Source organism: Microbacterium sp. NFH-22A-Y (genome assembly GCF_021401375.1).
Classification (GTDB): domain Bacteria; phylum Actinomycetota; class Actinomycetes; order Actinomycetales; family Microbacteriaceae; genus Microbacterium; species Microbacterium hominis.
The window spans coordinates 436561-460571 of the sequence record NZ_JACBGF010000002.1 but is presented as its reverse complement, the minus strand read 5'-3'; the positions used below and the strand labels follow the sequence as shown (position 1 = coordinate 460571).

The 24011-nt window shown below is 72.3% G+C and carries 26 protein-coding genes; 18 read left to right on the top strand and 8 right to left on the bottom strand.

Annotated elements, in window-relative coordinates; all coding sequences use genetic code 11:
• Positions 1-81: 81 nt before the first annotated feature.
• The 12 genes from L0965_RS08055 to L0965_RS08000 all read left to right on the top strand — a co-directional run bounded on the left by L0965_RS08055 (position 82) and on the right by L0965_RS08000 (position 10946).
• On the top strand, positions 82-1278 hold the full coding sequence (locus tag L0965_RS08055; RefSeq protein WP_234057974.1) for an acetyl-CoA C-acyltransferase: 1197 nt from the start codon (positions 82-84) through the stop codon (positions 1276-1278).
• Positions 1275-2042 carry an enoyl-CoA hydratase/isomerase family protein gene (locus L0965_RS08050; RefSeq protein WP_101306944.1) on the top strand — a complete coding sequence of 256 codons (768 nt, stop codon included), beginning with the start codon at positions 1275-1277 and terminating at the stop codon, positions 2040-2042. The genes L0965_RS08055 and L0965_RS08050 overlap by 4 nt, the downstream gene beginning before the upstream one ends.
• Positions 2039-2917, top strand: coding sequence for a 3-hydroxyacyl-CoA dehydrogenase family protein (locus tag L0965_RS08045; protein ID WP_101306945.1), 879 nt, complete (start codon positions 2039-2041; stop codon positions 2915-2917). The genes L0965_RS08050 and L0965_RS08045 overlap by 4 nt, the downstream gene beginning before the upstream one ends.
• Entirely contained in the window at positions 2914-4974 is a 2061-nt protein-coding gene (gene paaZ, locus L0965_RS08040; RefSeq protein WP_101306946.1) for a phenylacetic acid degradation bifunctional protein PaaZ, read from the top strand. The genes L0965_RS08045 and paaZ overlap by 4 nt, the downstream gene beginning before the upstream one ends.
• Positions 4971-5423, top strand: coding sequence for a hydroxyphenylacetyl-CoA thioesterase PaaI (gene paaI / locus L0965_RS08035; RefSeq protein WP_232783939.1), 453 nt, complete (start codon positions 4971-4973; stop codon positions 5421-5423). The genes paaZ and paaI overlap by 4 nt, the downstream gene beginning before the upstream one ends.
• Before the next feature lie 28 nt (positions 5424-5451).
• Positions 5452-6414, top strand: coding sequence for a 1,2-phenylacetyl-CoA epoxidase subunit PaaA (gene paaA / locus L0965_RS08030; protein ID WP_101306947.1), 963 nt, complete (start codon positions 5452-5454; stop codon positions 6412-6414).
• A complete protein-coding gene (gene paaB, locus L0965_RS08025) occupies positions 6414-6719 on the top strand; it encodes a 1,2-phenylacetyl-CoA epoxidase subunit PaaB (protein ID WP_060960606.1) in 306 nt (101 codons plus the stop codon). Before paaA ends, paaB begins: the two co-directional genes overlap by 1 nt.
• Positions 6716-7549, top strand: a complete 834-nt coding sequence (gene paaC / locus L0965_RS08020) for a 1,2-phenylacetyl-CoA epoxidase subunit PaaC (protein ID WP_198553642.1) — start codon at positions 6716-6718, stop codon at positions 7547-7549. The genes paaB and paaC overlap by 4 nt, the downstream gene beginning before the upstream one ends.
• Positions 7546-8043: a 1,2-phenylacetyl-CoA epoxidase subunit PaaD gene (paaD, locus tag L0965_RS08015; protein ID WP_374198334.1), complete on the top strand. Its 498-nt coding sequence runs from the start codon at positions 7546-7548 to the stop codon at positions 8041-8043. The genes paaC and paaD overlap by 4 nt, the downstream gene beginning before the upstream one ends.
• A 12-nt stretch (positions 8044-8055) precedes the next feature.
• On the top strand, positions 8056-9183 hold the full coding sequence (gene paaE / locus L0965_RS08010) for a 1,2-phenylacetyl-CoA epoxidase subunit PaaE (protein ID WP_101306949.1): 1128 nt from the start codon (positions 8056-8058) through the stop codon (positions 9181-9183).
• Positions 9184-9192: 9 nt separating this feature from the next.
• Positions 9193-9990 carry an enoyl-CoA hydratase/isomerase family protein gene (locus tag L0965_RS08005; RefSeq protein WP_374198331.1) on the top strand — a complete coding sequence of 266 codons (798 nt, stop codon included), beginning with the start codon at positions 9193-9195 and terminating at the stop codon, positions 9988-9990.
• A 65-nt stretch (positions 9991-10055) separates the two neighbouring features.
• A complete protein-coding gene (locus L0965_RS08000) occupies positions 10056-10946 on the top strand; it encodes an aldo/keto reductase (RefSeq protein WP_101306950.1) in 891 nt (296 codons plus the stop codon).
• A gap of 257 nt (positions 10947-11203) precedes the next feature.
• Here the strand turns inward: L0965_RS08000 and L0965_RS07995 are convergent, their stop codons facing one another.
• Genes L0965_RS07995 through L0965_RS07960 form a run of 8 tightly spaced genes read right to left on the bottom strand, consistent with a single transcriptional unit; the run spans position 11204 to position 17835 of the window.
• Entirely contained in the window at positions 11204-12499 is a 1296-nt protein-coding gene (locus L0965_RS07995; RefSeq protein WP_060960601.1) for an NAD(P)/FAD-dependent oxidoreductase, read from the bottom strand.
• Positions 12496-13329, bottom strand: a complete 834-nt coding sequence (locus L0965_RS07990) for an aspartate/glutamate racemase family protein (protein ID WP_061781954.1) — start codon at positions 13327-13329, stop codon at positions 12496-12498. Before L0965_RS07990 ends, L0965_RS07995 begins: the two co-directional genes overlap by 4 nt.
• Positions 13326-13973 (bottom strand): amino acid ABC transporter permease, encoded by a 648-nt coding sequence (locus L0965_RS07985; protein WP_060960599.1) that lies wholly within the window; start codon positions 13971-13973, stop codon positions 13326-13328. The genes L0965_RS07990 and L0965_RS07985 overlap by 4 nt, the downstream gene beginning before the upstream one ends.
• The gene (locus L0965_RS07980; protein ID WP_060960598.1) at positions 13970-14632 is read right to left on the bottom strand and encodes an amino acid ABC transporter permease; all 663 of its coding nucleotides are present in this window, start codon (positions 14630-14632) and stop codon (positions 13970-13972) included. The genes L0965_RS07985 and L0965_RS07980 overlap by 4 nt, the downstream gene beginning before the upstream one ends.
• A 1-nt stretch (position 14633) precedes the next feature.
• On the bottom strand, positions 14634-15419 hold the full coding sequence (locus L0965_RS07975) for an amino acid ABC transporter ATP-binding protein (protein ID WP_269801237.1): 786 nt from the start codon (positions 15417-15419) through the stop codon (positions 14634-14636).
• A gap of 56 nt (positions 15420-15475) precedes the next feature.
• On the bottom strand, positions 15476-16348 hold the full coding sequence (locus L0965_RS07970) for an ABC transporter substrate-binding protein (protein WP_060960597.1): 873 nt from the start codon (positions 16346-16348) through the stop codon (positions 15476-15478).
• 57 nt (positions 16349-16405) lie between these two features.
• The gene (locus tag L0965_RS07965) at positions 16406-17119 is read right to left on the bottom strand and encodes an SDR family NAD(P)-dependent oxidoreductase (protein WP_101306951.1); all 714 of its coding nucleotides are present in this window, start codon (positions 17117-17119) and stop codon (positions 16406-16408) included.
• Positions 17116-17835 (bottom strand): SDR family NAD(P)-dependent oxidoreductase, encoded by a 720-nt coding sequence (locus tag L0965_RS07960; protein WP_101306952.1) that lies wholly within the window; start codon positions 17833-17835, stop codon positions 17116-17118. Before L0965_RS07960 ends, L0965_RS07965 begins: the two co-directional genes overlap by 4 nt.
• 120 nt (positions 17836-17955) lie before the next feature.
• Here L0965_RS07960 and L0965_RS07955 point away from each other — a divergent pair, with 120 nt between their 5' ends.
• The 6 genes from L0965_RS07955 (at position 17956) to L0965_RS07930 (ending at position 23976) form a co-directional block, all read left to right on the top strand.
• Complete coding sequence (locus L0965_RS07955; protein WP_060960594.1) at positions 17956-18885, top strand: LysR family transcriptional regulator; 930 nt, start codon at positions 17956-17958, stop codon at positions 18883-18885.
• 347 nt (positions 18886-19232) lie between these two features.
• Positions 19233-20804, top strand: coding sequence for an amino acid permease (locus tag L0965_RS07950; protein WP_101306953.1), 1572 nt, complete (start codon positions 19233-19235; stop codon positions 20802-20804).
• Between the two features lie 30 nt (positions 20805-20834).
• Positions 20835-21464: a hypothetical protein gene (locus L0965_RS07945; RefSeq protein ID WP_101306954.1), complete on the top strand. Its 630-nt coding sequence runs from the start codon at positions 20835-20837 to the stop codon at positions 21462-21464.
• Between the two features lie 93 nt (positions 21465-21557).
• The gene (locus tag L0965_RS07940) at positions 21558-22166 is read left to right on the top strand and encodes a copper resistance CopC family protein (RefSeq protein ID WP_101306955.1); all 609 of its coding nucleotides are present in this window, start codon (positions 21558-21560) and stop codon (positions 22164-22166) included.
• On the top strand, positions 22163-22747 hold the full coding sequence (locus L0965_RS07935) for a copper chaperone PCu(A)C (RefSeq protein ID WP_232783940.1): 585 nt from the start codon (positions 22163-22165) through the stop codon (positions 22745-22747). The genes L0965_RS07940 and L0965_RS07935 overlap by 4 nt, the downstream gene beginning before the upstream one ends.
• Positions 22747-23976 carry a Dyp-type peroxidase gene (locus tag L0965_RS07930; protein ID WP_101306956.1) on the top strand — a complete coding sequence of 410 codons (1230 nt, stop codon included), beginning with the start codon at positions 22747-22749 and terminating at the stop codon, positions 23974-23976. The genes L0965_RS07935 and L0965_RS07930 overlap by 1 nt, the downstream gene beginning before the upstream one ends.
• Positions 23977-24011 lie beyond the last annotated feature (35 nt).

Genomic DNA, 24011 nt, shown 5'->3' with positions numbered 1-24011 from the left:
TCTGTCATTATTACTGAACGATCATTCGGTAATCAACCCCGATGAGCGGATCCGCCGATGGGGGCGGACGAGAGGATGACGATGTCCGAGGCCTACCTGATCGGCGGCATCCGCACCCCCGTCGGCCGTCACGGCGGAGCCCTCGCCGACGTACGGCCCGACGACCTCGCCGCCCTCGTGGTGCGCGCCGCCGTGGACCGCGCCGGCATCGCGGTCGACGAGGTGGTGCTCGGGGCGGCGAACCAGGCGGGCGAAGACAACAGGAACGTCGCCCGCATGGCGGTGCTGCTCGCGGGGCTGCCCGACGAGATCCCGGGTCTGACCGTGAACCGGCTGTGCGCCTCCGGCATGTCGGCCATCGCGATCGCCGCCAACGCCGTCCGCGCCGGCGAGGCCGACGTGATCGTCGCCGGCGGCGTGGAGTCCATGACCCGCGCGCCCTGGGTGCAGGCCAAGCCGTCGCGGCCGTGGGCCGCGCCCGGCGAGACGCACGACACCTCGATCGGCTGGCGGTTCGTGAACCCCGCCCTCGCGCGGCGCGAGAAGGCCACCCTGTCGATGCCCGAGACGGCGGAGGAGGTGACCCGGCTCGAGGGGATCACCCGGGCGGATGCCGACGCGTTCGCGCTCCGCAGCCACCGGCTCGCGATCGCGGCGATCGACGCGGGACGATTCCGCGACGAGATCGTGCCGGTGCCCACCCGCGGCGGCGCCGTCGACACCGACGAGGGACCGCGCCGGGACACCTCCGCGGAGGCGCTGGCGGCCCTGCGCCCGGTCGTGGCCGGCGGCGGGGTGGTCACCGCGGGAAACTCCAGCGCGCTCAACGACGGTGCCGCCGCCATCGTGGTGGCCAGCGCCGACGCAGTCGCCCGTCACGGTCTGCGGCCGCGGGCGCGGATCGTGGCGCACGCGGCGGCGGCGCTGGCGCCCGAGATCATGGGCCTCGGGCCCGTCCCGGCATCCGAGAAGGCCCTCCGCCGGGCGGGCCTGGACGTGTCCGACATGGGAGCCGTCGAGCTCAACGAGGCCTTCGCCGCGCAGTCACTGGCCGTGATCCGCCGCCTCGGGCTGCGCCCCGAGTCGGTGAACGCGGACGGCGGCGCGATCGCCCTCGGACATCCGCTGGGATCGAGCGGCGCGCGCCTGGTCGTCACCCTGCTGGGACGGCTCGAGCGGGAGCGGTCCCGCTACGGGCTCGCCACGATGTGCGTCGGCGTCGGCCAGGGCACCGCGATGATCGTCGAGCGCGTCGCCGACGGGGCGATCACCCGATGACCGAGCCGAGCGTGCGCATCGAGGAGCGCCCCGACCGGGTGGTGGCGATCCTCGACCGACCGGCGACGCTCAACGCGATCGACCAGACGATGGTCGACGAGCTGCACGCCCTGTGCGCCCTGCTCGAAGCGCACCCGAAGACGCTCCTGCTCACCGGCGCGGGCGGCGTGTTCGCCTCGGGCGCCGACATCGCGCAGTTGCGCGAACGCACCTCCGCCGATGCCCGCCGCGGCATCAACTCCACGCTGTTCCGCCGGATCCGCGCGCTGCCGATGCCGGTCGTCGCCGCGATCGACGGCTACGCGCTCGGCGGGGGCGCGGAGCTCGCCTACGCGGCCGACCTGCGCATCGCCACGCCGGGGGCACGGTTCGGCAACCCCGAGACGGGGCTCGGCATCATCGCCGCCGCCGGCGCGACCTGGCGCCTGCCCGAGATCGTGGGGCACGCGCGCGCGAGCGACCTCCTGCTGACCGGTCGGATGATCGACGGCGAGACCGCCCTCGCGTGGGGACTCGTGAGCGCTCTGCATGAGCGGGCGGAACTTCTGGCGGCGGCGCACGCGATCGTCGACCGCATCGCCGCCAACGGCGCACGCGCGACACAGCTGACCAAACAGGCGCTCAGCGCGCCGATCGAGGCCCACCCCGCGATCGAGCTCGAGCTGCAGGCGGAGCTGTTCGACAGCCCCGAGAAGGCGGCGCGCATGACGGCGTTCCTCGAGCGGCGTCGCGACCGCGCCCACCGGACGGAGCCGCGCCGGTGAGCGCGCGGGATGCCGAGGCCACGCCCCCCGCCCGCGTGGGCGTGCTGGGCGGTGGACGGATGGGCGCCGGGATCGCACACGCCTTCGTGCTGGCCGGCAGCCGGGTCGCCGTCGTCGAGCGGGACGAGGCGAGCGCGCAGGCCGCGCGCGGCCGCATCGGTCGGATGCTCGCGGAGTCGACGGCGCGCGGCTCCGCGACGGCGCCGCTGTCCGCGCTCGAGGCACGCGTGCGCGTCGACCTCGACCCGGCCGCGTTCGACGGCGCCGACCTCGTGGTGGAGGCGGTGCCCGAAGACCGCGACGTCAAGACTGCGGCGCTGGCGCGCATCGCCGCGGTCGTGGGCGCGGCATCCGCGATCGCATCGAACACATCGTCGATCTCGATCGACGCGCTCGCGACCGCGGTGACGCGGCCGGAGCGTTTCCTGGGCCTGCACTTCTTCAACCCGGTGCCCGCGTCGTCGCTCGTCGAGGTCGTCGCGGGGACGGCGACGACACCGGGGCTCGTCGAGCGTGCCCGCGGCTGGACGCTCGCTCTCGGCAAGACGCCCGTGGTGGTGCGCGACAGTCCGGGCTTCGCCTCGAGCCGCCTCGGCGTCGCCCTGGGACTGGAGGCCATCCGCATGCTCGAGGAGGGGGTGGCCGACGCCGCCGACATCGACGCGGCGATGGAGCTCGGCTACCGGCATCCGATGGGTCCGCTGCGCACGACCGACATCGTCGGCCTCGACGTGCGGCTCGGCATCGCCGAGGAGCTCGAGGCGGCATTCGGCCCGCGGTTCACGCCCCCGGCCCTGCTGCGGCGACTGGTCGCCGAGGGCAACCTCGGCCGCAAGACCGGTCGCGGGTTCTACGAATGGAGCGACGCCCGATGACCGAGATCCTGCCCAGCTACGTGCGCGACGGCTGGTGGTCGCCGACCGACGACAGCGAGACGGCGACGGTGCGCGATTCCTCGACCGGCGCCGAGGTGTGCCGCGTCGGCACGGTCGGCATCGACCTGGCCGGGGCCGTCGCCCACGCCCGCAGCGTCGGACAGCGCACGCTCGGCGCCCTGACCTTCCACCAGCGCGCCCTCCTGCTGAAGCAGTTCGCGATCGCGCTGACGGCGCGCAAGGACGAGCTGTACGCACTCTCGGCGCGCGCGGGCGCCACGGCGCGCGACGCGGCGGCCGACGTCGACGGCGGCATCGGCGTGCTGTTCACCTACGGCTCCAAGGGCCGCCGCGAGCTGCCGAATGCGCGGGTGGTGCTCGACGGCCCCGTCGAGACGCTGTCGGCGGACGGCTCGTTCCTCGGCCGGCACGTGCTCACGCGCCTGCCCGGGGTCGCCGTGCAGATCAACGCGTTCAACTTCCCCGTGTGGGGCGCCCTGGAGAAGTTCGCCCCCGCGTTCCTCGCCGGCATGCCGACGATCGTGAAGCCCGCGACGCCGACCGCCTACCTCGCGGAGGCGTGGGTGCGCATCCTCATCGCATCCGGGCTCGTCCCCGACGGCACGCTGCAGCTGGTGAGCGGGCCGGTCCCCGGGCTGTTCGACCTGCTCGAGCTGGGCGACACCGTGAGCTTCACGGGCAGCGCCCCGACGGCCTCGCGCCTGCGCGCGCAGGTGCGGCCGGGCGTGCGGTTCACGAGCGAGACCGACTCGATCAACGCCTCCGTGCTGGGGCCGGATGCCGCGCCCGGCACCCCCGAGTTCGACGCGTTCGTCCGCCAGCTCCTGGTCGAGCTCACGACCAAGGCCGGCCAGAAGTGCACGGCGATCCGCCGCGCCATCGTGCCGGCCGGCCGGGAGGACGCGCTCATCGACGCGCTGGCCGCGCGGATCGCCGAGCGCGTCGTCGTCGGCGACCCCCGCGGTCCGGGCGTGACCATGGGACCGCTCGTCTCGCGCGACCAGCGCGACGAGGTGCTGCGCCAGGTCGCGGCGCTGCGCGAGGCCGGCGGGCGCCTGGTCCTCGGCGACGTCGACGAGCCCGCGGTCGTGCACGCCGACGGGACCGTCGCCCCCGCCGCGGAGGGGGCGTTCGTCGCACCGATCGTGCTCGCGTTCGACGCCGCGGATGCCGGGGCCGCGGTGCACGAGGTGGAGGCGTTCGGACCGGTCACGAGCGTGATCGGCTACCGCGACCTCGACGAGGCGGGCGCGCTCGTCGCCCGCGGCGGCGGCTCTCTCGTCACGAGCGTCGCGACGCATGATCCCGCGGTCGCGGCCGCGCTGCTGACGCGCATCGCCGACGTCAACGGGCGCGTGCTCTTCCTCGACCGCGACGACGCCCGCACATCCACGGGTCACGGGGCCCCCGTGCCGCATCTGGTGCACGGCGGGCCGGGTCGCGCCGGCGGAGGCGAGGAGCTCGGCGGCATCCGCGCCCTGCACCACTACCTGCAGCGCACGGCGGTGCAGGGCTCGCCGCGGATGCTGACCGCCGTGACGGGCGTGTGGCACGCCGGCGCCGAGGTCGACGTCTCGGACGTCCACCCGTTCCGCAAACCCCTCTCGCGGCTGCGCATCGGCGACCGGATCGCCTCACCCTCGCGCGAGGTGACCCTCGACGACATCGAGGCGTTCGCGCACCTGACCGGAGACACCTTCTACGCCCACATGGACGAGGAGGCGGCCGCGGCGAACCCGTTCTTCCCGGGCCGGGTCGCCCACGGCTACCTGCTGGTGTCGTGGGCGGCCGGCCTGTTCGTCGATCCCGACCCGGGCCCCGTGCTGGCCAACTACGGGCTGGACGACCTGCGCCTGCTCACGCCGGTCTCGCCCGGCGACCGCATCCGCGTGACCCTCACGGCGAAGCAGATCACGCCGCGCGAGACCGACGACTACGGCGAGGTGCGCTGGGATGCGGTCATCCACAACCAGCGCGATGAGGTCGTCGCCGCCTACGACGTGCTGACGCTCGTGGCGAAGGAGTGGGCGGCGTGAGCGGCGCCGAGGAGATGATGCGCCGCGACGCGGCCTCCGCGATGCTCGGGATGATCGTCGAGCGCTCCGCTCCCGGCGACGCCGTCGTGTCGATGAGCGTCCGTCCCGACATGCTCAACGGCCATGCGATCACGCACGGGGGGATCGTGTTCGCCCTCGCCGACACCGCCTTCGCCATCGCGTGCAACGAGGACGAGCGGGTGACCGTGGCCGGGGGTGCGGACATCACGTTCCTGCACCCCACGACGGCGGGGCAGACGCTGACGGCGCACGCGGTGCGACGGGCCCGGACGGGCCGCACGGGGCTCTACGACGTCCGGGTGGTCGATGAGACCGGCACCACCGTCGCCGAGATGCGCGGCCGTTCGGTGACGACGCGGCGCCACCCGGCCGGCGACCCCGCGGACGAGGGCGATCTTGACTTACTGAACGATCGGTCTGTAAAGTGACACCATCGTCCAGCCGAAGGAGTCGACGATGACGGCACCGACCGAGGATGAGCTCCACGGCGAGTTCGATGCGCTCATCGCGGCCGATCAGCGCATCGAACCGCGCGATTGGATGCCGGAGGCCTACCGCAGGACCCTCATCCGGCAGATCTCCCAGCACGCGCACTCCGAGATCATCGGCATGCAGCCCGAAGGGGCCTGGATCACGCGGGCCCCGAGCCTGAAGCGCAAGGCGATCCTGATGGCGAAGGTGCAGGACGAGGCCGGGCACGGGCTCTACCTCTACTCGGCGGCTCAGACGCTCGGCATCACGCGCGACGAGATGACCCGGCAGCTCATCGACGGACGCGCGAAGTACTCCTCGATCTTCAACTACCCCGCGCCGTCGTGGGCCGACATGGGCGCGATCGGGTGGCTCGTCGACGGTGCCGCGATCTGCAACCAGGTGCCGCTGTGCCGCGCGTCGTACGGACCGTACGGCCGCGCGATGGTGCGCATCTGCAAGGAGGAGTCGTTCCATCAGCGCCAGGGGTTCGAGATCCTCCTGAGCCTCATGCAGGGCACGCCCGCGCAACGCGCGATGGCGCAGGAGAGCGTCGACCGCTGGTACTGGCCGGCGCTGATGATGTTTGGACCACCCGACGACGCCTCCCCAAACTCCGCGCAGTCGATGGCGTGGAAGATCAAGCGGTTCAGCAACGACGAGCTGCGCCAACGCTTCGTCGGGATGCTCGTCCCACAGGCCGCGGCGCTGGGGGTGACCCTTCCCGACCCCGCCCTGCGCTTCGACGAGGAGCAGGGGCGCTGGATCATGAGCGAGATCGACTGGACCGAGTTCCACGAGGTGCTCGCGGGGCGCGGCCCCCTCAACGCCGAGCGCATCCGCAACCGGCGCGACGCGCACGAGGAGGGCGCGTGGGTGCGCGAAGCGGCCGCGGCCTACGCGGCCAAGAAGGCGGCGCGGACCGCCGCGACGGGCAGGGCCGCCTGATGCCGACGCCGGGCGGCTCCCCCGACGAGACGTGGCCGCTGTGGGAGGTCTTCGTCCGCGCGAGCCGCGGCCTGAGCCACGTGCATGTCGGATCGCTGCACGCGCCCGACGCCGAGCTGGCGGTGCGCAACGCCCGCGACCTGTACACGCGACGGGGCGAGGGCGTGTCGATCTGGGTGGTCCCCTCGGATGCCGTCACCACGAGCGATCCGGGGGCGAAGGGCGCCTTCTTCGAGTCCCCGGCGGGCAAGAATTACCGCCACGCCGCCTACTACACGGCATCCGAGGGGGTGCCGCACCTGTGACCCCGACATCCGACGACGTCCCCCACGGCACGGTCGAGGTCGACCGCGCCGCGCTCGACGAGGAGTTGCGGGGCACTCGCCGCCGCGCCGCGACGGCCGATGTCGCAGAGTACGCGCTGCGACTGGGCGACGACGCGCTCGTGCTGGCCCAGCAGCTCTCGCGCTGGATCGCGCACGCCCCGGAGCTGGAGGAAGACGTCGCGCTGGCCAACATCGCACTCGACCTCCTGGGCCACGCGCGCTCGCTGCTGCGCTTCGCCGGCTCGTACGACGGCAGGTCGGAGGACGACCTCGCCTACTTCCGGGGTGAGCCCGAGTTCCGCAGCGCGTGGCTGTTCGAGCAGGACAACGGCGACTTCGCCCGCACGATCGCCCGCCAGCTGATCGCCTCGGTCTACCTGTTCGAGCTCTACACCGACCTGCAGGCGTCCGAGGAGCCGGCACTGGCCGAGATCGCGGCCAAGGCCGTCAAAGAGGTGGACTACCACCGCGATCACGCCGCGCAGTGGACGCTCCGCCTCGCCGGCGGAACCGACACGTCGCGCCGCCGCCTGCTCCGCGGACTGACCGACATGTGGCCCTACGTCGACGAGCTGTTCCGCGACGACGCGCTCATCGACCGCCTCGGCGGCATCGCCGTGCGTCCGTCGTCTCTGCGGGAACGCTTCGACGACGTGGTCGCGGGCGTGCTCGCCGAGGAGGAGATGAGCGTCCCCGGGGTTCCCCCCGCCGCCGGGGGCGGGCGCGACGGACGGCACTTCCCCACGCTGGGGTTCGTGCTGGCCGAGATGCAGGTGCTCGCCCGACAGCATCCGGGGGCGACGTGGTGACCGCGGCGGCGGTCGAGACGGCGCGCGCCGCGGTCGCCGCCGTCTGCGACCCGGAGATGCCCGTGCTCACCATCGACGACCTCGGCGTGCTCCGGGACGTCCGCGTCGACGAATGCGGGGTCGTCGTGACGATCACGCCCACCTACTCGGGCTGTCCGGCGATGGACGCGATCCGCGACGACATCGTGCGGGCGCTCGCGCACGCGGGATTCGACCGGGTGAGCGTCGAGACCGTGCTGTCGCCCGCGTGGACGACCGACTGGATGAGCGATGCCGCGCGGCGCAAGCTCGTCGCCGCGGGCATCGCACCGCCCTCCGGACGGGCCTCCCTCGCGCGGTCGGGCGGCCCCGTCCGCGTGCGCCTCGCGGTGCGCTGCCCGCGCTGCGGCTCCCTCGACACGCAGGAGGTGTCGCGGTTCGGCTCGACCTCGTGCACGGCGCTGTTCTCCTGCCGCGCCTGCCGGGAACCCTTCGACCATGTCAAGGCGCTCTGAGGGGATCCGACCGTGCGCACCGACACCGCCGCGCCCGCCCGCCGCCGCGCCCGCTTCCACCGTCTGCGGGTGGCGGACGTGCGAGCGCTGACGGCGGATGCCGTGGAGGTCACGTTCGCGGTGCCCGACGAGCTCGCCGACGCGTTCGACTACGCCCCCGGGCAGTACGTGGCGCTGCGCACCGTGATCGACGGCGTCGAGGTGCGGCGCTCGTACTCGATCTGCCGGCCGCCGGTGCGCGGCGCCATCGCCGTGGGCATCAAGCGCGATCCCGGTGGGCGCTTCTCGACGTGGGCGCACACGGCGCTGCGGCCGGGCGACGAGATCGACGTGATGAGCCCGCAGGGCACGTTCGTGTCGGCGCGGGCCGATGCCGCCGCCGGCCACGTGGTCGGCATCGCGGCGGGCTCCGGGATCACACCGATCATGTCCCTCGCGGCATCCGTGCTGAGCGCCTCGACGACGTCGCGGTTCACGCTCGTGTACACCAACCGCTCGTCGACGGACGTGATGTTCGTCGACGAGCTGGCCGACCTCAAGGACCGCTATCCCGCGCGCATCGCCGTGCACCACGTGCTCTCGCGCGAACAGCGCGCCGCCCCGGTGCTGTCCGGACGCATCGACGAGGAGCGGCTGCGGCTCATCCTCACCGCGCTCATCCGCCCCGAGACGGTCGACGAGTGGTTCCTCTGCGGCCCGTTCGCGCTCGTGCAGCTCTGCCGTGACGTGCTCGCCGATCTGGGCGTCGACGCGGATCGCGTGCGCTTCGAGCTCTTCACGACCGGGGAGGCCCCGGCGCCCGCCACGGCACCCGGCACGGCGGGCGGACGGCCGCGCGCTGCGCGGCCCGACGAGCGGGTGCACCGCATCGACCTCACGCTGGACGGCACCTCGACGCGCGTCGACAGCCCGGTCGACGCGCACGAGAGCATCCTGACGGCCGCGCTGCGGGTGCGCCCCGACGTGCCCTTCGCGTGCGCGGGCGGGGTCTGCGGCACCTGCCGTGCACGCCTCGTCTCGGGTTCCGTGCAGATGAGCGAGAACTATGCGCTGGAGCCCGAGGAGATCGAGCGCGGCTACGTGCTCACCTGCCAGTCCCACCCGACGACCGCGCGCGTCGTCGTCGACTACGACGTGTGAGGGGAAGCCGTGATCGAGTACGCGTTCGAGCGCATCGAGACGGATGCCGGAGGCACCGCCGATCTGGCGACGATCACGCTCCGCAACGCGGCGGTCCGCAACGCCGTCGACGAGGAGTCGCTGCGCGCCCTCGACGCCGCGTACCGGAGGGCGGAGGCGGACGGCGCCCGCGCCGTGCTGCTGCAGGGCGAGGGCCGGGCCTTCTGCGCGGGCCGGGACATCTCCCGCGTCGATCCTCGCACCGACGACGTGCCGGGCTACCTCGACGGCCTGCTGGCACCCCTGCTGCGACGGATCGCGGACTTCCCGGCGCCCACCTTCGCGGCGGCCCAGGGCGCCTGCCTCGGCGTGGGCCTCGGCCTGCTGATCGCCACGGACGTCGTGTACGTGGCCGACGACGCCAAGATCGGGTCGCCCTTCGGCGCGCTCGGTGCGGCGCTGGACTCGGGGGGCCACGCGTTCTTCCTCGAACGGCTGGGGGCGCACCGCACCCTCGACCTCGTCTACACCGGCCGCCTCCTCACCGGCGCCGAGGCGGTCGCGGGCGGTCTCTTCTCGCGGTCGATGTCCCCGGACGAGCTGGCCCCTCGCACCCGCGAGGCGGCGATCGCCGCGGCATCCGGCCCCACCGCCGCCTTCGTCGCGAGCAAGCGGCTCCTGTGGCGGCTGCGCACCGAGCGGCTCGGCTTCTGGGACGCGCTCGACGCCGAGAGCAGCGTGCAGGCGACCCTGTCGACGACCGAGGACTACCGCGAGGGCTTCGCCGCGTTCCAGCAGCGGCGCGCACCCGTGTTCCGCGGACGGTGAGCCGGTGTCGGCGACGTGCGGCAGAGTGTGAAGCGCACGTCTTCGGACCCCACCGGAAGGACCCCATGCAGCAGCGCACGATCGGACCGTTCACCGTCTCCGCCATCGGGCTGGGCGCCATGCCCGTCTCGATGAACAACGACAACGTCCTGCCCGACCGGGGTGACGCCGTGGCGACGGTGCACGCGGCGCTGGATGCCGGGGTCACCTTCATCGACACGGCCGACATCTACGCGCCGTCCTGGGATCAGATGGGCCACAACGAGCGCATCGTCCGCGATGCGCTCGCCTCGTGGGACGGCGACACGAGCGGCATCCTCGTCGGCACGAAGGGCGGCATCACGCGCACGGCCGAGAAGGACTTCGGCCGCGACGGCTCGCTCGCCTACCTGCGCTCGGCGGTGCAGCGCTCCCTGGACAACCTCGGGGTCGAGGTCATCGACCTCTACCAGTACCACCGCCCCGACCGCTGGATGGTCTACGGCGAGATCATGCAGAACCTGAAGGCACTGCAGGACGAGGGACTCGTCCGCGCGATCGGCATCTCCAACGCGAGCGTCGAGGAGATCGCGATCGCCCGGGAGGTTCTCGGCGAGGGCAACCTGACCAGCGTGCAGAACGAGTTCTCGCCGCGGCATCCGGGCAGCTTCGACGAGCTGCGGTACTGCGACGCGCACGGCATCGCCTTCCTGCCGTGGAGCCCGCTCGGCGGCACCGGCGGGGGCGGCCGTTCGGTGGGCGAGCGGTTCGGCGTCTTCCGGGAGATCGGCGAGGCCCACGGCGTCAGTCCTCAGCAGGTGGTGCTCGCGTGGGAGCTGTCGCTGAGCCCCGTCGTGGTCCCGATTCCGGGGGCACGACGCGCGGCATCCATCATCGACTCGGCGCGCGCAGCCGACCTCGCGCTCGATGCGGACGAGCTCGCACGCTGCTCCGCCGCGGTGGGACTCGAGCTCTGACACCGCGTTTCGACTCGCTGCGCTGCCGCGAGTCGAAACGCCCTCACCCGGCGCAGCCCACCCGGTCGTTGAGTGAGCGGCGCAGCCCACCCCCCGGTCGTTGAGCGAGCGGCGCAGCCGCGAGTCGAAACGCCCTCACCCGGCACCGCCGCACCCCCGGTCGTTGAGCGAGCGGCGCAGCCGCGAGTCGAAACGCCCTCACCCGGCGAGCCCACCCGGTCGTTGAGCGAGCGGCGCAGCCGCGAGTCGAAACGCCCTCACCCGGCGGCGCTGAGCTCCTCCTGCCGCGACAAGGCGAACGCCTCGAGCAGCCGCTCGGTGTCGGCCAGCTGCGCGAGCCAGGTGACGCGCACGATGTCGATCCGGTCGTCGGGCTCCTGCAGCCGGGAGAGGTACTCCGCGATGGGCGCGAAGCCGCCGGGCGCGGTCTCGTGCAGCTGCAGCATCCGGAGGGCGATCTTCGTCTGCTCGCCGTAGATCGGCAGCTGCGGACCCCGCGGCGCCGTCAGCCCGATGAAGTACAGCTTCTCGAGCCCCGCGGGCACGATGCCCCCCGCGAACCGCAGCGGCACCGACGAGCGGCGCTCGATCAGCGCCTCGTCCAGGAACGGCAGGGAGACGTGGAAGCCCGTCGCCCAGAGGATGGTGTCGTACTCCCCCGCGGTGCCGTCGGCGAAGTGCACCGTCGTGCCCTCGATGCGGTCGATGCCGGGACGGATGTGCACCCGGCCGTGCTGCACCCAGTACAGCAGCAGGTCGTTGACGACCGCGCGCCCCTCGGCGAGGGTCGCGGCGGCGGGAGCCGGCATGCCCGGGTAGTCCTTCGCCTCGCCGATCGAGACCTTGGCGAGCATGCGGGCGATGAAGTCCTGCTCCTCGGGCGAGAACTGCCCCATCCACGGGATCTCCTGGCGGGGCACGCCGAAGTACGACTTCGGCTGGAAGAACATGCCCTCGCGCATCACGATGTCGACCTCGAAGCGGTGCTGCGCCGCGTCGACGGCGAGGTCGCAGCCCGAGTTGCCCGCGCCGACGACCAGCACCCGGCGCCCCGTGATGTCGGACGTGTTGCGGTACGAGCCGGAGTGCACCTGGGTGCCGGTGAAGTCACGACCGACCGCCGGGACCTTCTGATCCCACAGGTGGCCGTTGGCGACGAACACGCCGTCGTAGTCGCGGGACTCCCCGGTCGACAGGGTGACGGTCCAGCCGGCCGACCCGACCGGCCCCTCCGTCGCGCGCGGCACGACCGCGACGACCTCGACGCCGAAGACGACCTTCTCGAACAGACCGTGCTCCTGCGCGTACGCGGCGAGGTAGTCGCGCACCTGGTCGCGCCGCGGGAAGTGCGGGTACTCCGCCGGCATGGGGAAGCCCTCGAAGCCGGTCATGTCGCGCGAGGTGATGAGGTGCAGGGCGTCGTAGTCGGTGTTCCAGTGGCCGCCGACCCGGTCGGACTTCTCGAAGCAGTCGACCTGGTAGCCGGCACGGGTGAGCTGGACGACGGCGGACATGCCGGCCGCGCCGGCTCCGATCACGCAGTAGCGGGTCATGCGGGGGTTCCTTCCTGGGAGGTGGATGCCGCGGCGTCGGGGACCAGCCGCCGGGACGTGTGGAGCAGCGCCGCGCGTCGGGCGCCGGCCGCGGACGGGTAGCCGCGATCGGTGGGACGGATGCCGGCGTCGGCGAGGTGGCAGAGCTGCAGGACGTGTTCGAGCGCGAGCCGGTTCGGGTCGATCACCGGCACGTCGGCCGCGGTGCTGACGGCGCGGTAGCCGTGCGCGTCGAAGATCGCCCCGAGGTAGCCGCATCCGACGACGACCGCATCGGCGCCCTCGTCGACGGCGACCCGGGCGGACGCGTCGAAGCGCTCGATGAGGTCGGTCGGATCGTCGACGGCGCGCAGCACGTCGAGGTGCGTGGACTCGGGCCGGTAGGCCCGCACGGGCGGCGCGGCGAAGACTCCCGCACCTCCCAGCCCGCGGATCTCGTCCGCGAAGACCGGGACGAGGCTGTCGGCGACGGTGACGACCGCGGCGCGGCGGGCGAGCGAGCCCATCGCGCGCACGCTCGCCTCGGCCAGGCCGGTGACGGGGACCGTGACGGCGGCGCGGACGACCGCGGTCGGCGCACCCCAGCATCCGATGACGAACGCGTCCGCGTCGCCCGCCTCTTCCAGCGTGGCGGCGCGGGCGAGCAGGACGGCGTCGCTGAGCAGACGGTTGGCGGGGGTGCGGATGCCGCCGGCGTCGGCGCCCGCGTGGACGAGGCGCGTGCGCACCCGCCCCGCGGCGAGCCGTGCGATCCGTTCGCCGAGGAAGTCCCACAGCCCGCCCAGGGCCGGATCGCCCACGGTGGCCTCGAGCCAGACGACGGATCTCATGCGTACCCCCGGTTGAGCCGGCGCTCGACCCAGACCGACAGCCAGGTCGCCGGGACGGCGATGGCCGCGTAGATCAGCCCGGTCAGCGCGTAGACCCACAGGTACTGGAACGTGATCGTGCTGACCTGGTACGCCTGGCTCATCAGCTCGTTGACCGAGATGGAGTACGCCAGCGAGGTGCCCTGGAACGACATGATCGCCAGGCCCATGAGGGCCGGGATCGAGGCGCGCATCCCCTGCGGCAGCACGACACGCACGAACGTGGTCGTCCGCGACAGCCCGAGGGCCGCCGACGCCTCGCGCTGACCGGTGGGCACCGACTGGATGCCGGAGCGGATCATCTCGGACGAGTACGCCGCGGCCGTGAAGGTGAGACCGATCACCGCGGCCCAGAAGTTCTCGAACAGCACGCCGAGGGCGGGAAGGCCGAAGTAGACGATGTAGAGCACGACGAGCGCGGGGATGCCGCGGCCGACCTCCACGAGCACGAGGCACGGCCAGCGCACCCAGCCGCGCTGAGCGGACACCCCGAGGGCGAACAGCAGCCCGATGAGGTAGCCGAGCACGACGGAGAGGGCGGTCAGCTGCAGGCTGACGACGAGCCCCTGTCCGAGCCGGGGCAGGTAGACGGCGAGGTCGATCATGCGACGGCCTCCTTGCGCAGGCGGGTGTCGAGCCGGCGTGCGGTGACGGCGATCGGGATCGACACGACGAGGTACACGGCGGCGGCGAGGAAGAAGGGGACGATGCCGGCGACGGCCGGGTTCTGCCGGGCGAACATCGTGGCCTGGAAGACCATGTCGGCGACGCCGATCGTCGAGGCGATGGACGAGTCCTTCAGGAGCGACAGCAGGAAGGTCGCCATCGACGGCAGGGCGGTGCGGAACGCCTGGGGCGCCAGCACGCGGACGAAGGTCGTGACGCGTCCGAGTCCGAGGGCGGCGGCCGCCTCACCCTGGCCGCGGGCCACGGTGGCGAACGCGCCGCGGTAGATCTCGGCGAGGTAGGCGCTGGAGATGAGGCCGAGCCCCGTGACCGCCGCGGACAGCGAGTCGAAGCGGATCGTGCCCACCTGCACGCCGAAGTAGATGAGGAACAGCCACACGATCGGGGGCACGCCGCGCACGATGTCCACGACCAGTCGCAGCGCGAGTCGCAGCGGCAGGATGCGCGAGCGCAGGCCGAGCATGAGGGGGATGCCGAGCACGACCCCCACCGCGTAGGCGAGCGCCGTCACCAGCAGGGTCATGGGGAGGCCGGCGAGGACGAGGAGCATCGCCGCCGAGATGTCGACGCCGCCCATGTCAGCGCTCCAGCACGGCGCTGAGGAAGCGCCGTGTGCGCTCTTCGCGGGGGTCGGCCATCACCTCGTGCGGCACGCCCTCCTCGATGATGCGCCCGTCGGCCATGACCACCAGGTGGTCGCCGACGTCGCGGGCGAACTGCATCTCGTGGGTGACGACGATCATCGTCATGCCCGACTCGGCGAGCTCGCGCATGACGGCCAGCACCTCGACGCCGACCTCGGGGTCCAGCGCGCTGGTCGGCTCGTCGAACAGCATCGCGCGCGGGTTCAGCGCCAGCGCGCGCACGATCGCGATGCGCTGCTGCTGACCGCCGGAGCACCGACCCGGATGCTGGTGCGCCTTGTCCTTGAGGCCGACGCGGTCCAGCAGCGTGAGCGCGCGCTGCTCCGCTTCCTCGCGGGAGCGGCCGAGGATGCGCTCCTGCGGGAAGGCGACGTTGCGCAGCACGCTCATGTGGGGGAACAGGTTGAAGGACTGGAACACCATGCCCACCTGGCGCCGCAGGGCGAGCAGGTCGCGGTCGGGGACGCGGCGGCCCGCGGTGATCGTCTGCGAGCCGACGGTGATGGTGCCGGCATCCGGGGTCTCGAGGAGGTTGACGCACCGCAGCAGGGTGCTCTTGCCGGAGCCCGACGGCCCGATCAGGGCGGTGACGCTGCCCGGGCTGACCGACATGGAGATGTCGTCGAGCACGAGGTGGTCGCCGAAGCTCTTCGACAGGTTCTCGATCGTCACTCCGGCGATCGCGAGCTCGTTGGCCTGCGTGATGAGGGGTCGGGACACGGCGGTTCCTAACGTTCGAGGTGGTGGGGGCGCCCGGCGCCCCCACCACGGCCGGCTCAGCGGATGGAGGTCGCCGCTTTGTCGGCGGGGACGATGAGGGAGTCGGGCAGGTCGTAGCTCGCGTTGAGCTCGGCGAGCGTGCCGTCGGCGCGGAAGCCGTCGATCAGCTCGCTGAACGCGTCGGCGAGCGCCGTGTTGTTCTTGTCGATGGGGAACGCGATCATCGGCTGCTCGGTGGTGATGGCCACGCGGTCGTCCTCCTGGGCCGGCTTCACGACGAAGCCGGTGTCCTTGTAGGCGACGGTCGCGACGGCGTACCCGTCGAGGGCCGCCTGGATCCGACCGTTGAGGAGGTCCTGCTTCATCTCGGCGGTGCCCGGGTAGGTCTTGAACTTGTCGCCGAGGATGCCGGACATGTCGGCCTCCCACGAGAAGCCCGCGCCGGAGCCGACCGCGCCGACGCTCTCCAGGCCCGTGACGGTGTCGATGCCGTCCTTGGAGATGATGCCCATGGAGTCGTAGAAGGTGGGGCTGGTGAAGCCGACCTTCTCGGCGCGGGCCGCCGTGACGTACCAGCCGCCCGTGATCATGTCGGTCTTCTTCTGCTCGCTGATCATCGGGATGCCGTTGGCGTAGGTGATCGGCACGAACGCCAGGGCGAGGCACTCGGCCTCGGCGAGCTTGCGCACGACGTCGATTTCGAGGCCGGACGCGTCGGAGCCCTTGGTCTGCGTGTAGGGCAGGTTCTCCGGCACGCCCACCGTGAGGGTGCCCGGCGTGAAGGTCGTCAGCCCTTCGTGCGCGGGGGTGCAGTCGGAGGCGACGGTGGACGCGGGGGCGGCGGAGCCGGCGCAGCCGGTGAGCAGCACGGCGACGGAGGCGATGGACACGAGCGCGGTGGCGGCGCGGGCGCGGGTGGTGCGGGACATGGCTTCCTGCTTTCTGGGTAGTGCTCGAGTGGGTTTTCGGGTGTGGATTCGGGTGGGTCAGACGGCCGTCAGGCCGCCGTCGATCGTCAGGACGGATCCGGTGACGAAAGAGGAGGAGTCGGAGATGAGGTAGCGCACGAGCGGGGAGATCTCGTCGGGGCGCGCGCGTCGGCCGAGGGGGGCGCCGGAGGAGCTGCCCCCGGCGGGCTCGTCGTCGTTCATCGGGGTGTCGACGCCGCCCGGGCAGATCGCGTTGACGCGCACCAGCGGCGCGTACTCCACCGCGGCGACACGCGTCAGCGCGAGCACGGCGGCCTTCGACGCCGAGTAGGCGGCGTAGCCCGCGGTCCCCACCAGCGCCGCCGTCGACGACACGTTCACGATGGACCCGCCGGTGTGCATGAGCGGGGCGAGGGCGCGGATGCCGAGGAACGCGCCGAGCGCGTTGACCCGGTCGTGCAGGAGCCAGGTGGCCGCGTCGGTGTCGGCGATCGCCCCGTGCCGGAGGATGCCCGCGTTGTTGACGAGGCCGACCAGCGGGTCTCCCGTCTCGGCGAGCTGCGCGGCGAGCACGGCCCACCCTCCCTCATCGGCGACGTCGAGGGAGAAGTAGCGCGCGTCGGCGCCGCGGTCGCGCAGGGTCTGGGCGACGGCGCGACCGGCGTCGTCCATCCGGTCGGCCAGCACCAGCGCGTGGCCGGCCTCGGCCAGGGCGGCGGCGTGTGCCGCTCCCTGACCGCGCGCCGCGCCGGTGATGACCACGATGCTCATCGCATCACGTCCGCACCCGACAGGACGATGGTCTCGCCGTCGAGGAACGCGCCGTACTCGGGCTGGGAGACGAGCCACACCCACGCCGCGATCTCCTCGGGCGTCGCGACGCGGCCGAGGGGGATCGACGCGGCGGCCGCCTCCATCCGACCGGTCGCCGCGTTGCCGGGCGTCGCGACCCAGCCGGGTGCGATGCCGTTGACGCGGATGCCGTCGGGGGCGAGCTCGAGGGCGAGCGCCTTGGTCAGCATGACGACCGCCGCCTTCGAGGCGCCGTACAGGAGCTGACCGGGTGACACCGTGAACGCATCGACCGACGCGAAGTTCACGACGGACGCGCCGCGCGACAGGCGGGGGCGTGCGGCGGCGATCACGTTCAGCACGCCCAGGACGTTGATGTCGAAGATGCGCCGGTAGGTGGCCTCGTCGTAGCTCGCGAGCGTCGTCGGCGGGTAGACGCCGGCGATGTTGGCGACCACGTCGATACCGCGGCCGGGGGCGAGTACGGCGTCGACGGCGGCGGCCACGGCCTCCCGCGACCGGACGTCGGCGACGATCCGCAGCACGTCGCCGTCGATATCGGCGGGCTCCGCCGGCCAGGCGACATCCAGCGCGACCACCGTGTACCCGCGCTCGCGGAAGAGCTCGACGGTGCTCTGTCCCATTCCGCTGGCGGCCCCGGTGATGAGTGCAACCGGGGGTGTGGGGGTCTGCATGCGGGGATCTCCTCGGATAGTCGGGCCGTGTAAAACCCAGTGGACCACTGGCCGTCCACCAAGGACAATCCTCAAACCGTTATAGTCGCCATAGGACAAACCTCTACAAAGCGAGCGCCCATGGCCACCCCGACCGTACGACAGCTGCAGTACTTCCTCACCGCGGCGCGGCTCGGCACGTTCTCCGCGGCGGCCGCCGAACACCACATCGCGCAGCCGAGCCTGTCGGAGCAGATCTCGGTCCTCGAGGCCAACCTGGGGCTGCGGCTGTTCACCCGCACGACGCGGCGGCTCCTGCTCACCGACGTGGGCAAGCAGCTGGTCCCCCTCGCCGAGAAGACGCTCGCCGACGTCGACGAGATCGCCGACTTCGGGCGCCGAGTGGGTTCGCTCGAGGAGGGCACGGTGCTGTTCGGCACCTTCAACAGCGCCCACCTGTACCTTCTGACCGACCTGATCCGCGAGTTCCATTCGCGGCATCCGGCCGTGAAGGTCAAGGTCACCGGCTTGAACTCGTCCGAGGTCGCCGAGTCGGTGCGCAACGGCGACCTGGAGGCCGGGATCGTCCAGCTTCCGATCGACGACCGACAGCTGCGTCTGATCCCCGGCATCTTCGTGGACCACGTCGTGTACGTCTCGCGCAACCCCGAGCACACCCGCGCCCCGATCGACATCCGGACGCTCTCGACCCGGCCGCTGATCCTGTCCGAGGCGCGGTGGTCGCTCGACGATCCGCTACGCGTGTCGCTGCTGGAGCGCGCGCAGGCCGCGGGCGTACGGCTCGACCCGATCATCGAGGTCGAGTTCCAGACGCACGCGCTGGAGCTCGCGGCGCAGGGCGTCGGAGACTCGCTCGTGTCGTACCACGTCGGCCGCTCGGTGATCGCCGAGCGCGGCCTCTACATGACGCCGCTGTCACCCGCCGTCGAGGAGCACTACGCGTTCGTGACCCGCCGCGCCGGCTCCATCTCGCCCGCGACGGCCGCGTTCATGGCGCTCGCCCGCCAGATCCTCGCCGGCCTGCAGGCGCCTCCGCCGACGGCGGGCTGACCCGGGCGCACGTCGTTTCGACTCGCTGCGCTCGCTCAACGCCCGGCCCGCCCCCGGTCGTCGAGCGAGCGGCGCAGCCGCGAGTCGAAACGCCCCACCCACCGCCCCCGGTCGTCGAGCGAGCGGCGCCGCCGCGAGTCGAAACGCCCCCCACCGCCCCCGGTCGTTGAGCGAGCGGCGCCGCCGCGAGTCGAAACGCCCAACCCACCCCCTCCCCCCGGTCGTTGAGCGAGCGGCGCAGCCGCGAGTCGAAACGCCTCACCCCACCCCCGACCATCGGCTGGTTTTTCACGACACGCGTGGCCACGCGTCACGGCACCGAAACGCACGGCATCCATGATTGCGGGATGACGCACAACGAGCCGACGTCCGGGTTGGACCCGGAGGACGCCCGCGAGAACGCGCGCGAGCTGACGGGCGATCGCACCGAAGCGGTGCAGGACTTCTCCAGCGAGGATGCGGGCTACCACAAGACCCTGCGCCCGCGACAGATCCAGATGATCGCGATCGGCGGCGCCATCGGCACCGGTCTGTTCATGGGCGCCGGCGGCCGTCTCGCCTCGAGCGGACCGTCGCTGATCCTGGTCTACGCGGTCTGCGGCTTCTTCGCGTTCCTCATCCTGCGCGCGCTCGGGGAGCTCGTGCTGCACCGCCCGTCGTCGGGGTCGTTCGTGTCCTACGCCCGCGAGTTCTACGGCGAGAAGCTCGCGTTCGGCGCCGGGTGGATGTACTTCCTCAACTGGGCGATGACCTCGATCGTCGACGTGACGGCGGCCGCCCTCTACGTCAAGTTCTGGGCGCAGTACTGGGAGCCGCTGCAGCAGATCCCGCAGTGGCTGATCGCCCTCGTGGCCCTGGTCGTCGTGCTGTCGCTGAACTTGGTGAGCGTCAAGCTCTTCGGCGAGATGGAGTTCTGGTTCGCCCTCATCAAGGTCGCGGCCCTCGTGATCTTCCTCATCGTCGGCACCTGCTTCCTGATCTTCGGCGGCGCGACGGATGTCGGGCCCACCGGCTTCAGTGTGATCTCGGACAACGGCGGTCTCTTCCCGATGGGTGTCGTCGCACCCCTGCTGGCCATCTCGGGCGTGGTCTTCGCCTACGCGGCCATCGAACTCGTCGGCACGGCCGCCGGCGAGGCGGAGAACCCCGAGAAGGTCATGCCGAAGGCGATCAACACGGTCGTCATCCGCATCGCCGTCTTCTACGTGGGCTCGATCCTGCTGCTGTCGCTGCTGCTGCCGTTCGGCACCTACGAGGCCGGGCAGTCGCCGTTCGTCACCTTCTTCTCGCACATCGGCTCGCCGCAGACCGGCGCGATCGCCGGCTCGGTCATGAACTTCGTCGTCCTCACGGCGGCGCTGTCGAGCCTCAACGCGGGCCTGTACTCGACGGGCCGCATCCTGCGCTCGATGTCGGTCAACGGGTCGGCGCCGGCGTTCACCGCGGCGATGAGCCGCAACGGCGTGCCGTACGGCGGCATCCTGCTGACGGCCGTCATCACGCTCGCGGGCGTCGGCATCAACGCGCTCTGGCCGTCGCAGGCGTTCGAGATCGTGCTGGAGGTGTCGGCCCTCGGCATCATCGGCGGGTGGGCGACGATCATCCTCTGCCAGCTCAAGCTCGTGAAGTGGGCGAAGGAGGGCAGGCTCCAGCGGCCGTCGTTCCGTCTGTTCGGAGCGCCGTACACGTCGTACCTGACGCTGGCGTTCCTCTTCTTCGTGCTCGTGACGATGGGCTTCTCCGAGACGGGACGGTGGGTGCTCGCCTCGCTGATCGTGCTGATCCCGGCGCTGATCATCGGCTGGTTCGCCGCCCGCGGCAAGATCCAGGCGGCCGTCGCCGCGCGCGAGGGCTACACCGGCACCCATCCGGTCATCGCCGAGCGGCAGGCGACCGAAGCGGCCAAGCGGCGCCGCTGAGGTCGCGGCACGACCTGGCAGACTGGGCGCATGCGACGCTCCCGGACTCCGCGCGTCGCGCGGGGTGCCGTCGTCGCCTCCGTCGCGACGTTCACGGCGCTCGTGTCGCACGTCGTCGCCGGCGGGTCGGTTCCCGGACCGTTCGGGATCGTCGCCCCGTGGATGCTGGCGCTCATGGTGTCGACGCTCCTCGCCGGCCGGACGCTCTCCGCGGTGCGACTCGGGCTGAGCGTCGTGGCGAGCCAGCTGCTGTTCCACACCCTGTTCGTGATGGGCGCCCCCGTCTCGGGCGCCGCCTCGGCGATCTCGCACCACGATCACGGTGCGATGGCGATGTCCGCGGATGCCGTCACCACCACGTCTGCGAGCGCACTCGTGTCGGCGCTGTGCGCCGACCCGCTGATGTGGGCGCTGCACGCGGCGGCCGCGCTCGTCACGACCGCTGCGCTGTACCGCGGCGAGCGCACCGTCCGCGCCCTGCTGCAGCTGGCCCGTGACATCCGCGCCTGGGCCCGCCGCGCGGTCGCGCGGGCCCGTACCGTCATCGCCCGTCCCGTTCCCGCCGCCCGTGCGGCCGACGCGGTCGCCTGGAGGGTGCGCCCCGCCGCGCACGTCGTCGACGGTCGCCGCCGCGGACCCCCGCTCGCCCCCGCGCTCTGATCCCTGTCCCCGCCCGCGACGCGATGTCCGGGCGCGGATCCGCTGTGCGCTCGCACCTGCGTCGTGAGCGCGCGATCGATCGGTGGTCGTTCCATGTCGTCTTCCCGTTTCCGCACCCGTCTTCGCACGCTGCTGCTCGCCGTGGCCCTCGCCGGCACGTCGGTGCTCGTCACCGCCCTGCCCGCGGCGGCCCACGATGAGCTGCTCGGCAGCACCCCGGCATCCGGGGAGGCGCTCACCGACGCCCCGGCGGAGGTGACACTCACCTTCTCGGCCGACGTGCTGACGATCGGCGCCGCCGTGATCGTCGCAGACGGAGCGGACCGCGACTGGGTCGCCGGCGCCCCCGTCGTGCGCGACGGCACGGTGACGGTGAGCCTCGACCCGCAGCTGCCGACCGGCGGTTACGAGATCCGCTGGCGTGTCGTCTCGCAGGACGGGCATCCGATCAGCGGGATCATCCCGTTCACGGTCGGCGGCGCCGAGCCGTTGACGCGGACGCCGGCGGCCACGGCCCCGTCGACATCGACGGATGCCGGAACGGCCGCGGACGCACAGGACACCACCGCACAGGATCAGGGCGCACGAGAGGACCAGGGGATCATCCGGATCCTGCTGGTCGGCGCGGGCGGGGCGATCATCGCCGTCGCCGCCTACGCCGCTTTCCACTTCCTCCGCCGAAAGAAAGGCACCTCCTCGTGAGCATCCACACCACCACCCGCACCCGCCTGAGCGTCGCCGCCCGCGCCGGCGCTCTTCTGAGCGTCGGCCTGCTGGCCTTCGCGGGCTGCGCCAGCACGAGCTCCTCCGCCGGATCGACGCCGTCCGCCTCGGCGACGAGCGCCGACGCCGGCGCCGCCGTGACGATCTCCGACGCCTGGGTCAAGGCTGCCGACTCCGGCATGTCCGCCGCCTTCGGCACCCTCCGCAACGACTCGTCCGCGCCGGTCACCCTCGTGTCGGCGACCTCCCCGGCCTCCTCCATGCTGCAGCTGCACGAGACCGTCTCCGACGCCTCGGGCGCGATGGTCATGAAGGAGAAGGACGGCGGTTTCGTGATTCCGGCCGGCGGTGAGCTCGTGCTGCAGCCGGGCGGCAACCACATCATGCTGATGGACCTGACCGCGCCGCTGAAGGCGGGTGAGGAGACCCGCTTCACGCTGACGTTCTCCGACGGTTCCACGGCGGCGTTCTCGGCCCCGGTCAAGGACTACTCCGGTGCCAACGAGACCTACCAGGGCGGCGAGATGGACATGAGCCCGAGCCCCACGCCGAGCAACTGATGGCCGCGCCCGACACGGGCGCGGGTCGATCGGCGTCGACCCGGCGGCAGTTCCTCCTCGGAGGAGCTGTCGCCGGTGTCGGCGCCGCCGCCGCCATCGGCATCGACCTCGCCCTCACCCCGTCTCCCGACGCGGCCGCGCCGGCCGCGGCATCCGTCCCGCTCAACGGCACCGAGATCGTGCCGTTCCACGGCGTCCACCAGGCGGGCGTCGACACCGACGCGCAGGCGCACGGGACGTTCGTCGCGCTCGACCTGCACGCCGATGTCGACCGCGACGACCTGCGCCGCCTCCTGCGCGTGCTGAGCGATGACGCCGAGCGGCTGACGCAGGGGCGGCCGGCCCTCGCCGACTCCGAACCGGAGCTGGCCGCGGCGCCCGCCCGCCTCACCGTGACGTTCGCGTTCGGACCCGGGCTCGTCTCCCGGGCGCGGGGAGCCGCGCCGAGCTGGCTGCGACCGCTGCCCGCGTTCGGCATCGATCGCCTCCGCGACGAGTTCAGCCACGGCGACCTGCTGCTGCAGATCGCCGGCGACGACCCGCTGACGGTCGCCCATGCGACGCGGATGCTGCTGAAGGACGCCCGCAGCTTCGCCGAGGTGCGCTGGACGCAGCAGGGGTTCCGCCGCGCCTACGGCACGGTCGCGCCGGGCACGACCATGCGCAACCTCTTCGGCCAGGTCGACGGCACCGCGAACCCTCAGCCCGGAACCGGCCACTTCGAGGAGGTCGTCTGGTCGGATGCGGGGTGGATGGCCGGAGGCACGGGCATGGTCATCCGCCGCATCCACATGGACCTCGACAAATGGGACAGGCTCGACCGCCCGGGACGCGAGGACTCCGTCGGGCGCACGCTGTCCAACGGCGCTCCGCTCACCGGTGCGGCCGAGCACGACGAGCCCGACTTCGATGCGAAGACCCCGGTCGGCTTCCCTGTGATCCCGGAGTTCTCGCACGTGCGCCGCTCGCGGCCCGATGATGCGAGACAGCGGATCTTCCGTCGCGGCTACAACTACGACGAGCGTCCGGACGGCGGGCAGGTGTCCGACTCGGGGCTGATCTTCGTGTCGTTCCAGGCCGACGTGGACGCTCAGTTCGTTCCCATCCAGCGGCGGCTGGACGAGCTCGACCTGCTCAACGAGTGGACGACGCCGATCGGCTCGGCGGTGTTCGCCGTCCCACCCGGGTGCCGGCCGGGCGGGTACATCGGGGAGACGCTGCTGGCGTGACGATGCGGGCCGACGGCAGCCGGGCGGGCGCGCCG